This is a genomic window from Faecalibacterium hattorii (genome assembly GCF_003287455.1).
Lineage (GTDB): Bacteria > Bacillota > Clostridia > Oscillospirales > Ruminococcaceae > Faecalibacterium > Faecalibacterium hattorii.
On record NZ_PRLC01000003.1, the window covers coordinates 153435 to 166637 of the forward strand.

Consider the following 13203-nt stretch of genomic DNA (forward strand, 5'->3'; position numbering starts at 1 on the left):
AATGGCAGTAAAAGCTTCCGGGCGCGTTCAGCGCTACGTCAATGCAAACGGCCCCACCATCGGCACAGTGGAGCGCAAGGTCCTTTCGCAGGACGGCCTGTACTTCAAGGATATCGACGGCACCGGCACCGTCAGCGCCGTCAACGACTGGCGCCTTTCCCCCGAAGAGCGCGCACAGGCTTACGTCAAGACCCTGACCACCAGCGAGAAGATCGGCCAGCTCTTCACCTCCGACTGGCGGATGGGCCCCAAGTATCCCTCCCCTCGTCTCGCCGCCAACGGCCACAAGCCTGTGGGCGACGAGACCGGCTTGCTGGATGAGGCCCCGGTGGATGTCTCCGACAGCATCTTCGGCCATCAGGCTCTGCCCAGCACCACCGACATGGTCAAGAAGTGCTTCAACCGCCACGTCATCCTCCGCGAGAGCCCCTCGCCCGAAGATCTGGCCGATTACCTCAACCAGCTGCAGTACCTGACCGAGACCTGTGAGCACTTCGTGCCCATGCAGGTCATGTCCAACAGCCGCAACGAGAACGGCGAGGTCGTCTTCGGCATGAACGACGCCACCGGCGTGTTCGCCACCTATCCCGGCACTCTGGGCATCGCAGCCGCCGTCAAGGGTACCGCCCGCATCGACATCATCGACAAGTTCGCCGATACCATCCGCCGCGAGTGGAACGCATGCGGCCTGAAGAAGGGCTATATGTACATGGCCGACTGCGTCACCGACCCCCGTTGGCAGCGCACCTTCGGCACCTTCGGCGAGGACCCGGAGCTGATCGAGGAGATCTTCGACCACCTGATCCCCGGCATTCAGGGCGGCAGCAACGGTGTCACCCCGGAGGGCGTATCCGTCACCGTGAAGCACTTCCCCGGCGGCGGTGCCCGTGAGAACGGCTTTGATCCCCACTATGCCGCTGGTCAGTGGAACATCTACGCCACCCCCGGCTCCCTGCAGAAGTATCACATCCCGGCTTTCCGTGCGGCCATCCGCCACAACGCCGAGTCCATCATGCCCTACTACTCCAAGCCCTGCGCCGAGAAGAGCGCCCCGCAGGAGGACTTCAACGGCAACCCCATTGCGCTGAACCCCTACGGCTTTGCTTACAATAAGGTGTTCATCGACGGGATGCTCCGCAGCCAGATGGGCTTCAAGGGCTACATCAACTCCGACACCGGCATCGTCCACAACATGTGCTGGGGCGTCGATATGCTGGACGAGCCGGAGCGCATCGGCTACGCCGTCACCCAGAGCGGCGTGGACCTGATCTCCGGTCTGCTGGACAACGAGCTGGGCGAGGAGAGCTACGCCCGCGCCACCAATGGCTACTACGACACCCACGAGGTGCCCGCCGGCTTCAAGAAGGAGGACCTCGTCCTGACCGACGAGAGCCTGAACCGCGCCGTCAGCCGCACCCTGACCGAGTTGTTCCGTCAGGGCATGTTCGAGGACCCCTACGCCGACCCCAAGAAGGCCGCCGAGGTCGTAGCCACCAAGGCCGACTGGGAAGAGGCTGCCCGCGTCCACCGCGAGAGCGTCGTCCTGTTGAAGAATGACGGCACCCTGCCCCTGAAGAAGGGCTGCAAGGTCTACGCCGAGGCCTTCGGCAAGAGCGCCGAAGCCAGCGGGGCTGCCACCAAGGCCCTGCGGGAGATGCTGGGCGATGTGGTTCTGGTGGATGACCCCGCCGCAGCCGAGATCGCCCTGCTGATGGTCAGCCCCCAGTCCGGTGCGTACTTCAACGCTACCCCCGGCTATCTGGAGCTGGACATCTGCGAGGACAAGACCGTCTGCAACGTGGACGAGAGCGGCAAGCCCACCGCCGAGACCCACAAGGAGACCACGCTGGTGGGGGCCAACCGCATCCCCGGCATCGCCGAGGCGGTCCACGCGCACGGCGGCAAGGTCGTCTCCAACATCAACTGCCCGCTGGCTTGGGAAGTCGGCAGCATCGAGAAGGTCTCCGACGCGCTGACCGTCGGCTTCGACACCTATCCTTCCGCTACGCTGGATGTCATCTTCGGCCGCTTTGCCCCGGTCGGCAAACTGCCGCTGACCCTGCCCAAGGGCGATGAGGTTCTGGCTGTCAACGCGGACGGCGTCTGCGTCAGCCCCAACGACGTGCCCGGCTACGCCAAGGATGCCTACATGCCCGACAGCATGAAGGACGAGAACGGCAAGGCTTACGCCTACCGCGACGCCGCCGGCAACTACTATGAGATGAACTTCGGTTTGAATTACTAAGCTTTTATCGATAATCAGCACCCCTTCCGGGGTGTTGATTATCGATTTTCACAAGGAGAATCAAATGCCTCAGACACAGAAAAAGCAAGATATGGGCACCGGCGACGTCAAGAAGCTGCTGCTCCAGCTGATGATCCCGGCGGTCGTAGCGCAGGTGGTCAATCTGCTGTACAACATCGTGGACCGCATCTACATCGGCCACATCTCCGGCATCGGTGCGGCGGCGCTGACGGGCGTGGGCCTGTTCACCCCCATCCTGATGCTGCTGAACGCCTTTGCCATGCTCATCGGTGCGGGCGGTGCCCCCCGCACCGCCATTGCCATGGGCCAAGGCGATAAGGAGCAGGCGGAAAAGATCATCAGCAACAGCTTCACCATGCTGATGATCTTCGCGGTGCTCCTGACGGTCGTGTTCTACGCCAGCGCACCCACCCTGCTGCGCCTGTTCGGTGCCAGCGATACCACCCTGCCTTACGCGCTGGCCTACAGCCGCATCTACATCCTCGGCTCGGTCTGCGTCCTCATCGTGATGGGCATGAACCCCTTCATCACAACGCAGGGCTTCGCCAAGATCAGTATGCTCACCACCGTCATCGGTGCAGTCATCAACATCATTCTGGACCCCATCCTGATCTTCGCGTTCGGTCTGGGCGTGCAGGGCGCAGCCATCGCCACCGTGCTCAGTCAGGCCGTGGGTGCCATCTGGATCCTGCGCTTCCTCACCGGCCCCAAGACCACTCTCAAGCTGAAAAAAGAGTACCTGAAGCCGGAAAAGAAGACCATCCTGCCCGTCGTAGCGCTGGGCATATCCTCTTTCGTCATGCTCTCCACCGAGAGTCTGCTCTCCATCAGCTTCAGCTCCAGCCTCGCCCGGTACGGCGGCGACGTGGCCGTGGGCGCTATGACGGTCATCACCAGCGCTTCCCAGCTGGCGACTCTGCCCCTTCAGGGCATCTGCCAAGGCGGCCAGCCGGTGATGAGCTTCAACTTCGGCGCGGGCAAAAAGAGCCGCGTCAAGGAGGCCTTCCGCTTCCAGTTGACCCTCTGCTTCGGCTACACGACCCTGTTCTGGCTGCTGATGATGCTGGTTCCCGGCGCGGTGGCGGGCATCTTCACTTCGGACGCCGCCCTCATCGAATACACCACGTGGGCCATGCGCATCTATATGGCTGGCATCTTCGCCATGGGTATTCAGATCGCGTGCCAACAGAGCTTCATGGCGCTGGGGCAGGCCAAAGTCAGCTTGCTGCTGGCCTGTCTGCGCAAGATCATCCTGCTGATCCCCCTCATCTTCATTTTGCCGCATCTGGTTTCTGAACCCGTTTTCGGCGTCTTCCTCGCCGAGCCGGTCAGCGACATCCTTGCTGCAACCGTTACCGCCTTCACCTTCTTCACACGGTTCAATAAGATCTTGGACAAGGGTGCGGGCAAAGTCTGATTGAACGGAGGTACACCATGGAAAAGAACGTTCTGAACACCGACCTCTCCGGCAAAGTCGCCGTTGTCACCGGTGCCAGCGGCACCCTCTGCTCCATCTTCGCCAAGGCCTTGGCCCGCGCAGGGGCGAAAGTTGCTCTTCTGGGCCGCAATATGGACAAGCTCAAGGCGCTGGCCGATGAGATCGAAGCCGAGGGCGGCGTGGCCAAGGGCTACACCTGCAACGTCATGAACAAGGCCAACTGCTTACAGGTGGCCGAAGACGTGCTGGCTGACCTCGGCCCCTGCGACATCCTCGTGAACGGTGCGGGCGGCAACAATTCCCGCGCCAATACCGACAAGGAATATTTCGAGATGGGCGACCTCGACACCGACACCGTGACTTTCTTCGACCTCGACGAGAGCGGCGTGGAGATGGTGTTCAACCTGAACTTCATCGGCACCCTGCTGCCGACCCAAGCCTTTGCCCGCCAGATGGTCGGCCGCGAGGGCTGCAACATCCTGAACATCTCCAGCATGAACGCCTACCTGCCCCTGACCAAGATCCCGGCCTACTCCGGCTCCAAGGCCGCCGTGACCAACTTCACGCAGTGGCTGGCCGTCCACTTCAGCAAGGTGGGCATTCGGGTCAACGCCATTGCGCCGGGCTTCTTCGCCAGCGACCAGAATGCAAAGCTCCTCTACAACGAGGACGGCACCCCCACCGCCCGCACCGGCAAGATCCTTGCCGCCACCCCCATGGGCCGCTTCGGCGACAGCAAGCGTGACCTCGTAGGCGCGCTGCTCTTCCTGCTGAACAACGACGCCGCCGGGTTCATCACCGGCATCTGCCTCCCCGTGGACGGCGGCTTCTCCGCCTATTCGGGCGTGTGATCCCAACACAACAAAAAACTGCCGCATCCGAGCATTTTCCCCGATGCGGCAGTTTTCTTTGTTATTGGTTCGCCAGCAGCACTGCCAGAACAGCCTTCTGGACGTGGAGGCGGTTTTCCGCTTCGGTGAAGATCTCGTCGGCGTGCTCCTCAAAGACGGCAGTGGAGATCTCCTCGCCGCGGTGGGCGGGCAGACAGTGGAGCAGCAGGGCGTCGGATCTTGCCTTGCTCATGAGCGGACTCGTGACCTGAAATCCCGCGAAATCCCGCAGACGGCGCTCGCTCTCCGGGGTGCCGGGGGCGGTGTTCCATGCCGCCGTCACCACAACGTCGGCGTCCTTGACGCCCTCGGCGGGGTCGGTCAGGAGCTGGAACTTTGCGCCGTACTTGTGGGCGAACATCAGCACATCGGCGGCGGGGCGGTAGCCCTGCGGGCAGACGCAGCGGACCTTCATGCCCGCCAGCAGACAGCCCACGATGAGGCTGTTGGCCATGCTGCAGCCATCCCCGATGAAGCAGAGGGTCTGGCCTTCCAGCGCACCGCGGCGCTCCCGGATGGTCATCAGGTCGGCCAGCACCTGACAAGGGTGGGCGTAATCGGTCAGGCCGTTGATGACCGGCACGCCCGCCAGCTCGGCGAACTCTTCGAGGTCGCTCTGGCGGTAGGTGCGCCACACCACGCAGTCGTAATAGCGGCCCAGCACGCGGGCAGTGTCCTTGAGGGGCTCGCCCCGGCCGGACTGCAATTCGGTGGCGGCGTTCATGTAATTTCCAAGGCCGCCCAACTGATACACACCCACCTCAAAGCTGGTGCGGGTGCGGGTGGAGTTTTTGGAGAACATCAGCGCCACGCTCTTGCCCTTCAGCAGGGGAGCGGTGCCCCCGGCTTTCTGGTCTGCCTTGAGCTTGTCCGCCACATCGAGGATGTGGGTCAGCTCTTCGGGGGTGAGGTCGCCCATTTTCAGCAGATGTTTCATGCCTGTTCCTCCGGCGATTTCTGAGCCATTTCGGACAGCACCTCGTTCAGGATAGTCAGGGCCATTTCCACGTCGTGGGCCGTCAGGGTCAGGGGCGGCAGCAGACGCAGACGTGTCTTGGCCGTCAGCACCAGCAGGCCCTTTTCGCGGCACGCCGCAAGGACATCCGCGGCCTTGACGTTGCCGAAGAACTCGATGCCCACCATCAGGCCGATGCCGGAGATGCTCTTGACCATGGGGAGCTTGGCCAGACCGGTACGCAGCTGGACTGCGCGCTCGTTCACGTTGGCAAGGAAGCTTTGGTCCATCCGGTCCACCACGACATTGGCACCGGCGCAGACCACCGGGTTGCCGCCGAAGGTGGAGCCGTGGGTGCCCGCACCCATGCCATCGGCCACTTTCGCGTTCATCAGGACCGCGCCGATGGGCAGACCGCCGCCAAGGCCCTTGGCCAGCGTCACCACATCGGGCTTGAGGTTGTAGTGCTCGCAGCACAGGAAGGTGCCGGTGCGGCCAACGCCGGTCTGGACTTCATCCACGATGAGGACGAGATCCTTTTCATCGCAGAGCTTCCGGACCGCCTGAACATACTCCGGGTCCAGCGCCACAACGCCGCCCTCGCCCTGCACCAGCTCCAGCATCACCGCGCAGGTATGGCGGTCCACCAGCTCGGTCAGCGCCTCCAAGTCGCCCGCCGGGGCGTAGAGGAAGCCCTCGTTGAAGGGGCCGAAGTAGTTGTGGAACACCTCCTGACCGGTGGCGGTCAGGGTGGCGATGGTGCGGCCGTGGAAGCTGTTCACCAGCGTGATGACGGTATCGCGGCCCTTGCCGTAGTGGTCGAAGCTGTACTTGCGGGCCGCCTTGATGGCGCCCTCGTTGGCCTCGGCGCCGGAGTTGCCGAAGAAGACCTTGCTCATGCCGGTGCGCTTGCACAGCTTTTTGGCCAGCTTGCCGCAGGGGGCGGTGTAGTAGAGGTTCGACGTATGCTGGAGCTTGTGGGCCTGTTCGGCCACGGCCTCGGCCCAGTCCACATCACAGTAGCCAAGGCTGTTGACGCCGATGCCGCTGGTGAGATCCAGATACTTCTGGCCCTCCGGGCCCTCGGCGTACAGGCCGTGGCCCTTTTCCAGCACGATGGGATTGCGGTTATAGGTGTGCAGGACGTATTCGCTGTCCCGCTTGATGACTTTTTCGGAATCCATAGATTGTTCCTCCTTCGGAGCGTCCTCGCCCTCTCCGTCTCGCTTCGCTCGCCAGCTCACCCAAAGGGGGAGCTTTTTCTCTTATTATACAGTTCTTCTGTACTTTCAGCAAGTCTTACTCCTGATGACTTCTCCGGTAGAAACGGGTGCCGGAGCCGCGGTCGGAGAACAGCTCCAGCAGGATGGAGTGGGGAACGCGGCCATCGATGATGACGGCCTCGTGGACGCCTTGATAGATGGCGTCGGCCATGCCGCCGATCTTGGGGATCATGCCGCCCGCGATGATGCCCGCGGACTTGTAGCCCTCGATCTCGGAGACTTCCACTTCGGGGATGAGGGTGGACTCGTCGTCCTTATCCCGCAGCAGACCCGCGATGTCGGTCATGGAAACGAGCTTTTCCGCCTTGAGCGCAATGGCGATCTGGGCGGCAGCGGTATCGGCGTTGACGTTGTATGCCTGACCGAGGTCGTCCATGCCCACCGTCGCGATGACCGGGATGTAGCCGCCATTCAACAGGTTCTGGATCAGGGTGGGGTCCACATGGATGATCTCGCCCACATGGCCCAGCTGGGGGTCCAGCTCGGTGCAGCGGAGCATCTGGCCGTCCATGCCGCACAGGCCCACGCCGCGGCCCCGGAGCTTGGCCACAAGGTCCTTGTTCACCTTACCGGCCAGCACCTGCTGGACGATCTCCATGGTGGCGTCGTCCGTCACCCGCAGACCGTTTGCAAAATGGCTCTCCACGCCGACCTTCTTCAGCATTTCGTTGATGGCCGGGCCGCCGCCGTGGACCAGCACCACCCGCACGCCCAGCAGCGTCAGGGTGACGAGGTCGTTCATGACGGCATTCTTCAGCGTCTCGTTGATCATGGCGTTGCCGCCGTATTTGATGACCATGGTCTTGCCGTGGTATTTCTGGATGTAAGGGGTCGCCTCCGAAAACAGGAGGGCCATTTCTTCGTTTTTCATATGTTTCCTCTTCCCGCTCTATACACGTTTCTCAGGTGCGGTAGTCGCCGTTGATCTTGACGTAATCGTAGGTCAGATCACAGCCCCACGCCTTTGCGCTGGCATCGCCGGTGCCCATATCCACCTTGACGAGGACATCGTGCTCCGCCAGAACCTTGGCCGCTTCCTCCTCGCTGTAGGGGTGGTAGGCGGCATTCTCGCAGACATACACCTCGCCCGCCGGGCTGGACAGCCAGACGCAGACCTTATCGATGGAGAAATCGCCGGGGGTGTAGCCGATGGCGCAGAGGATGCGGCCCCAGTTGGCGTCCCGGCCAAAGACCGCCGCCTTGAACAGGTTGGAGCAGACCACGCTGCGGGAGACCGCCCGCGCCGTCTTCAGGTCGGGCGCATGGGTCACTTCGCAGGTGATGAGGTGGGTCGCGCCCTCGCCGTCACCGGCGTGTTCGGCGCACATGTGCTCCGCAATGGCGGTCAGGGCCGCCACGAAGGCGTCATAGTCCGCATTTTCTTCCACGATCTCCGGGTTGCCCGCCAGACCCGACGCCATGAGGATCAGCGTATCGTTGGTGGACGTATCCAGATCGACGCTCATCTGGTTGTAGGTGCCGGGGACCACTGTCTTGAGCGCCTTTTCCAGCAGAGCGGGGGAGACGGCGGCATCGGTGGTGTAGAAGGCCAGCATGGTGGCCATGTTGGGGGCGATCATGCCGCTGCCCTTGCCGATGGCACCCACGGTGCAGGTCTTGCCGCCCAGCTCAAACTGGATGGCGTATTCCTTTTTGTGGGTGTCGGTGGTCATGATGGCTGTTGCCGCGTCGGTGCTGCCCTGCGCGGTGGCGGCCAGCTTTTCGGCGGCGGCAGGGATGCCGCGGGCAAAGGGGTCAATGACCATGGGCTGCCCGATGACGCCGGTGGAAGCGGGCAGAACATCCTCTGCCGGAATGTTCAGCGCCTTGCCGACCAGCTCGCAGCACTCTTCGGCCAGCGCCACGCCGTTGGCGGCGCAGGTGTTGGCGTTGCCGCTGTTCACGAGGATGGCCTGTGCATAGCCGTCGGTCAGGTGGGCGCGGTCCACCTTGATGGGTGCGCCGCAGACTTTATTTGTGGTATACACACCGGCCGCTGCGCAGCGGACGTCCGCCTTGATCAGCGCCAGATCGTATTTTTCATTGTGGTTGGCGCGGATGCCGCAATGGACGCCCGCCGCCGCGAAACCCTTGGGCGCGCAGATGCCGCCCGCTACTTCCTTGTAAGACATAGGTTTACCCCCTAGCATCAAAATCCTCTTCCTTGTAAAGCTCCCACTTTGGGGGAGCTGGCAATGCCGTCAGGCATTGACTGAGAGGGCGAGTCCTTTACTCCAATCCTTCCGTTTCCGGCAGCCCCAGCATCAGATTCATGCACTGCACCGCTGCACCGGACGAGCCCTTGCCCAAATTGTCGAACAGGGAGATCAGCATCATCTGGTCGCCCGCCGCGTTTACGGTCAGGTACAGCTCCATCCGGTCGGAGCCGGAGAGGGCGTTGGAGTACAGGCCGTTTTCAGGCAGCGGCTCATTCAGCGCGTGGACGGAGACCGTTGCGCCGTCCTTATAATAATCCGCGATGCCCTCGGCCACAGCCTCGGCGGTGGTGCCCGCCAGCTTCAGATCCAGCGGCACCAGCACCTGCATCCCGGAATAGTAATCGCAGACCACCGGCACAAAGGCGGGCGTGTGGGCCAAGCCGCTGATTTTCTGCATCTCCGGCAGGTGCTTGTGGGCCAAAGTCAGGCCGTAGCTCTTGGGGGCGTCGATCTTGCTATGGGCCGGGCGGTCGGCGCTCTCATATTCGGCGATCATCTTCTTGCCGCCGCCGGAGTAGCCGGAGATGCCGGTGCAGCTGAAGGGATAGTCCGCCGGGGCCAGCCCCAGCTCCACCAGAGGCCGGGCAATGCTGATGAAGCCGCTGGCGTAGCAGCCGGGCACGGCCACGCGATAGGAATTTTTGATCTTCTCTTTCTGGCCCTTCAGCTCCGGGAAGCCGTAATCCCATGCCGGGTCGGTGCGGAAGGCCGTGGAGGTATCCAGCACCTTGACATCCGGGCGGAGCAGGGGCATGACCTCTTTCGAGGCCGCGTCGGGCAGACAGAGGAAGGCGAGATCGGCGGAGTTGATGACCTTCGCCCGCTCGTTCACGTCCTTGCGGCCCTCGGCAGAGATGCTCAGCAGCTCCATCTCCGGCCGGGCGGCCAGACGGTCGGCGATGCGCAGACCGGTGGTGCCGGAAGAGCCGTCAATAAAAACTTTCACGCTCATGCGTTGTTCGCCTCCCATGCGTCCAACTGTGCGGCGGCCAGTTCGATCTGGTGTTTCACGCTGGCTTCGCTGGGGCCGCCGTAGCTGGTGCGGCCCTCGCAGCACTTGATCAGGTCGATGGCGTCGTAAATATCCTGCTGGAACAGGCTGCTGTAGCCCTTGAACTCGTCGAGGGTCAGCTCTTCGAGGGTCTTGTCCTTGGCGATGCAGTCGGAGACCATGCAGCCGGTCAGCTTGTAAGCGTCGCGGAAGGGCATTCCCTTCTTGGTCAGGTAGTCGGCGCAGTCGGTGGCGTTGATGAAGCCCTTGGCGGCGGCGCGGCGCATGTTGGCGGGCAGGGTCTTCATGGTGTCCAGCATGGGGGTCACCGTCTTCAGGCAGAGGTCGAGGGTATCCACGGCATCGAAGATGGCTTCCTTGTCCTCCTGCATATCCTTGTTGTAGGCGAGGGGGATGCCCTTCATCATGACCAGCAGGGTGTTCAGGTCGCCGTAGACGCGGCCGGTCTTGCCGCGGATCAGCTCGGTGACATCCGGGTTCTTCTTCTGGGGCATGATGGAGGAGCCGGTGGTGAAGGCATCGTCCAGCTCAATGAACTTGAACTCCCAGCTGCACCAGAGGATGATCTCCTCGGACAGGCGGGACAGGTGCATCATGCAGGTGGAGATGGCAGCGGCCAGCTCGATGCAGAAATCGCGGTCGGACACGCCGTCCAGACTGTTGGCGCAGGGAGCCGCGAAGCCCAGCTTCTCGGCGGTGAACTGACGGTCCAGCGGGTAGGTGGTGCCGGCCAGCGCGCCGGAACCCAGCGGGCACTGGGCGTCCATCCGGGCGGTGGCGTCCTCAAAGCGCTGCAAGTCCCGCAGGAGCATCCATGCGTAGGCCATCAGCGCGTGGCCGAAGGTGATGGGCTGGGCCCGCTGCAAATGGGTGTAGCCGGGCATGACGGCGGTGGTGTTCTCCGCCGCCTTCTTGCAGATGACCTGCACCAGCTCGACGATGCGGCCCTGCAGCATCTTGCTGTAGTCCCGCAGGGTCAGGCGGATATCCAGCGCCACCTGATCGTTCCGGCTGCGGCCGGTGTGCAGCCGCTTGCCCGCGTCGCCGATGCGGGCGGTCAGGGTCTGCTCCACAAAGGTGTGGACGTCCTCGGCGTTGGGGTCGATCTCCAGCTTGCCGGAAGCCAGATCATCCGCGATGGAAGCCAGACCGTTGAGGATGTCCTCGCAGTCCTTCTCGGAGATGATACCCTGCTTTGCCAGCATGGCGGCATGGACGCCGCTGCCGCGCATATCCTGCGCGATCATCCGCTGGTCAAAGCGGATGGAAGAGTTGAAGTCGTTGACGCGCGAATCGACCGCCTTCGAAAAACGGCCTTTCCAGAGTTGTTCTGCCATAGTTATGTCCTTTTTATCTCTATTATAAAGCTATCCTTCGTACAACCTCTCAGTCGGGCTTGCGCCCGCCAGCTCCCCTAGTAGGGGAGCCTCTGGCGTATCCATCAAGCTTCACCCGGTTGCCAAGGCCTCCCCTATTAGGGGAGGTGGCAATGCGAAGCATTGACGGAGAGGTTTCTTCCTAAAAACGGCAAAGCCGCCGCAGGGGAAAACGCTCCTGCGGCGGTGCCGCCGGCAACCATGCCGGTTTTAGAACCGCTGTGTGAAAGTGTAGAAAACACGCAGCGGGGAAAGTTGGCTTTGTGTACCGCTTAGCCCTCGATCTTCGGCCAGCTCTTCGAGAGCTTTGCACGCTCCTTGATGGACAGGCCGAACAGGTTGATGAAGCCGGTGGCATCGGACTGGTCGTAGTCCTTATCGACGCCGAAGGAAGCAGTCTGCTCATCGTACAGGGTGAACGGAGAGGTCACACCGGCGTTGATCATGTTGCCCTTGTAGAGCTTCAGCTTGACATCGCCGGTCACAGTCTTCTCAAGGCTGTTGGCGAAGGCATCCAGCGCCTCCCGCAGCGGGGTGAACCACTGGCCGTTGTAGACGATATCGGCGTACTTCTGCGCCAGCTGTGCCTTGAAGTGTGCGCTCTCCTTATCGAGGGTGATGGTCTCCAGCACGTTGATGGCCTTGTACAGGATGGCGCCGCCGGGGGTCTCGTAGACGCCGCGGCTCTTCATGCCCACCAGACGGTTCTCGACGATGTCCAGCAGACCGATGCCGTTCTCGCCGCCCACCTTGTTCAGGTACTCCACCAGCTCCACAGCGCCCATCTCCTTGCCGTCCACGGCGGTGGGGATGCCCTGCTCAAAGTGGAGGGTGAGGTAGGTCGGGGTGTCGGGAGCCTGCTCCGGGGACACGCCCAGTTCGAGGAAGCCGGGCTTGTTGTACTGCGGCTCGTTGGCGGGGTTCTCCAGATCCAGACCCTCGTGGCTCAGGTGCCACAGGTTCTTGTCCTTGGAGTAGTTGGTCTCACGGTTGATCTTCAGGGGGATGTTGTGGGCCTCGGCGTAGTCGATCTCCTCGTCACGGCTCTCGATGTCCCACTCACGCCACGGAGCGATGATGGCCATATCGGGGCAGAGGGCCTTCAGGGTCAGCTCAAAACGGACCTGATCGTTGCCCTTGCCGGTGCAGCCGTGGCAGATGGCGTCTGCGCCTTCCTTGATGGCGATATCGGCCAGAGCCTTTGCGATGCAGGGGCGGGCGAAGCTGGTGCCCAGCAGATAATCCTCATACTTGGCACCGAACTTCAGGGTGGGGAAGATGTAGTTCTCCACGAAGTCCTTCTTCAGGTCGAGGATGTACAGCTTGGAAGCGCCGGTCTTCTTGGCCTTCTCTTCCAGACCGTCCAGCTCGGTGCCCTGACCCACATCGCCGGAAACGGCGACGACTTCGCAGTTGTTGTAGTTTTCCTTCAGCCAAGGAATGATGATGGAGGTATCCAGACCACCGGAGTAGGCCAGAACGACTTTTTTGATGTTTTCCTTTTTCATGATGAACGCTCCTTTATTTTCATGATTACACTTTTGTTTTTCTGCACCGGGCATCCCTCCCGGCACGCTCGATTCATCGCTTGCTTATCACGCTTTTTATTATACGCCGTGCGGCTTTTCCGTCAATGCCGAAAACCGCCAAACCTTCTGCCCGTTTCCGGTGCGGTTTCTGTCAATTTGTATGTTTATGCAAATATTTTGTAAATTATACAATTTTTATGCAATCGCACTGCATATATGCGGAGGCTTTTTCCGG

General features: G+C 61.9%; 10 protein-coding genes. 3 read left to right on the top strand and 7 right to left on the bottom strand.

The genetic code is table 11. The features are described from left to right. The first annotated feature begins 1 nt into the window (after nucleotide 1). The 3 genes from C4N23_RS03325 to C4N23_RS03335 all read left to right on the top strand — a co-directional run bounded on the left by C4N23_RS03325 (nucleotide 2) and on the right by C4N23_RS03335 (nucleotide 4555). The gene (locus C4N23_RS03325) at nucleotides 2-2245 is read left to right on the top strand and encodes a glycoside hydrolase family 3 N-terminal domain-containing protein (RefSeq protein WP_112144036.1); all 2244 of its coding nucleotides are present in this window, start codon (nucleotides 2-4) and stop codon (nucleotides 2243-2245) included. A 64-nt stretch (nucleotides 2246-2309) separates the two neighbouring features. Beyond that, nucleotides 2310-3683, top strand: a complete 1374-nt coding sequence (locus C4N23_RS03330) for an MATE family efflux transporter (protein WP_112144038.1) — start codon at nucleotides 2310-2312, stop codon at nucleotides 3681-3683. Nucleotides 3684-3700: 17 nt separating this feature from the next. After that, complete coding sequence (locus tag C4N23_RS03335) at nucleotides 3701-4555, top strand: SDR family oxidoreductase (RefSeq protein ID WP_055188932.1); 855 nt, start codon at nucleotides 3701-3703, stop codon at nucleotides 4553-4555. A gap of 61 nt (nucleotides 4556-4616) precedes the next feature. Here the strand turns inward: C4N23_RS03335 and argF are convergent, their stop codons facing one another. From argF to C4N23_RS03370, 7 genes are all read right to left on the bottom strand, one after another. Then, on the bottom strand, nucleotides 4617-5531 hold the full coding sequence (argF, locus tag C4N23_RS03340; RefSeq protein WP_112144040.1) for an ornithine carbamoyltransferase: 915 nt from the start codon (nucleotides 5529-5531) through the stop codon (nucleotides 4617-4619). Beyond that, the gene (locus C4N23_RS03345; RefSeq protein WP_112144042.1) at nucleotides 5528-6733 is read right to left on the bottom strand and encodes an aspartate aminotransferase family protein; all 1206 of its coding nucleotides are present in this window, start codon (nucleotides 6731-6733) and stop codon (nucleotides 5528-5530) included. The genes argF and C4N23_RS03345 overlap by 4 nt, the downstream gene beginning before the upstream one ends. 115 nt (nucleotides 6734-6848) lie before the next feature. Continuing rightward, nucleotides 6849-7703, bottom strand: coding sequence for an acetylglutamate kinase (gene argB / locus C4N23_RS03350; protein ID WP_055188938.1), 855 nt, complete (start codon nucleotides 7701-7703; stop codon nucleotides 6849-6851). A gap of 31 nt (nucleotides 7704-7734) precedes the next feature. Continuing rightward, nucleotides 7735-8964, bottom strand: coding sequence for a bifunctional glutamate N-acetyltransferase/amino-acid acetyltransferase ArgJ (gene argJ, locus C4N23_RS03355; protein WP_055188940.1), 1230 nt, complete (start codon nucleotides 8962-8964; stop codon nucleotides 7735-7737). A gap of 97 nt (nucleotides 8965-9061) precedes the next feature. Continuing rightward, nucleotides 9062-10003, bottom strand: coding sequence for an N-acetyl-gamma-glutamyl-phosphate reductase (gene argC, locus C4N23_RS03360; RefSeq protein ID WP_112144045.1), 942 nt, complete (start codon nucleotides 10001-10003; stop codon nucleotides 9062-9064). Further along, on the bottom strand, nucleotides 10000-11400 hold the full coding sequence (argH, locus tag C4N23_RS03365; protein WP_097839483.1) for an argininosuccinate lyase: 1401 nt from the start codon (nucleotides 11398-11400) through the stop codon (nucleotides 10000-10002). The genes argC and argH overlap by 4 nt, the downstream gene beginning before the upstream one ends. A gap of 311 nt (nucleotides 11401-11711) precedes the next feature. Continuing rightward, on the bottom strand, nucleotides 11712-12947 hold the full coding sequence (locus C4N23_RS03370; RefSeq protein WP_055188946.1) for an argininosuccinate synthase: 1236 nt from the start codon (nucleotides 12945-12947) through the stop codon (nucleotides 11712-11714). Nucleotides 12948-13203: the final 256 nt, after the last annotated feature.

What these genes read in the sequence shown, in the direction of transcription:
- C4N23_RS03325 (WP_112144036.1), top strand. Translation starts at nt 2, where the DNA reads ATGGCAGTAAAAGCTTCCGGGCGCGTTCAGCGCTACGTCAATGCAAAC.
- C4N23_RS03330 (WP_112144038.1), top strand. Translation starts at nt 2,310, where the DNA reads ATGCCTCAGACACAGAAAAAGCAAGATATGGGCACCGGCGACGTCAAG.
- C4N23_RS03335 (WP_055188932.1), top strand. Translation starts at nt 3,701, where the DNA reads ATGGAAAAGAACGTTCTGAACACCGACCTCTCCGGCAAAGTCGCCGTT.
- argF (WP_112144040.1), bottom strand. Translation starts at nt 5,531, where the DNA reads ATGAAACATCTGCTGAAAATGGGCGACCTCACCCCCGAAGAGCTGACC.
- C4N23_RS03345 (WP_112144042.1), bottom strand. Translation starts at nt 6,733, where the DNA reads ATGGATTCCGAAAAAGTCATCAAGCGGGACAGCGAATACGTCCTGCAC.
- argB (WP_055188938.1), bottom strand. Translation starts at nt 7,703, where the DNA reads ATGAAAAACGAAGAAATGGCCCTCCTGTTTTCGGAGGCGACCCCTTAC.
- argJ (WP_055188940.1), bottom strand. Translation starts at nt 8,964, where the DNA reads ATGTCTTACAAGGAAGTAGCGGGCGGCATCTGCGCGCCCAAGGGTTTC.
- argC (WP_112144045.1), bottom strand. Translation starts at nt 10,003, where the DNA reads ATGAGCGTGAAAGTTTTTATTGACGGCTCTTCCGGCACCACCGGTCTG.
- argH (WP_097839483.1), bottom strand. Translation starts at nt 11,400, where the DNA reads ATGGCAGAACAACTCTGGAAAGGCCGTTTTTCGAAGGCGGTCGATTCG.
- C4N23_RS03370 (WP_055188946.1), bottom strand. Translation starts at nt 12,947, where the DNA reads ATGAAAAAGGAAAACATCAAAAAAGTCGTTCTGGCCTACTCCGGTGGT.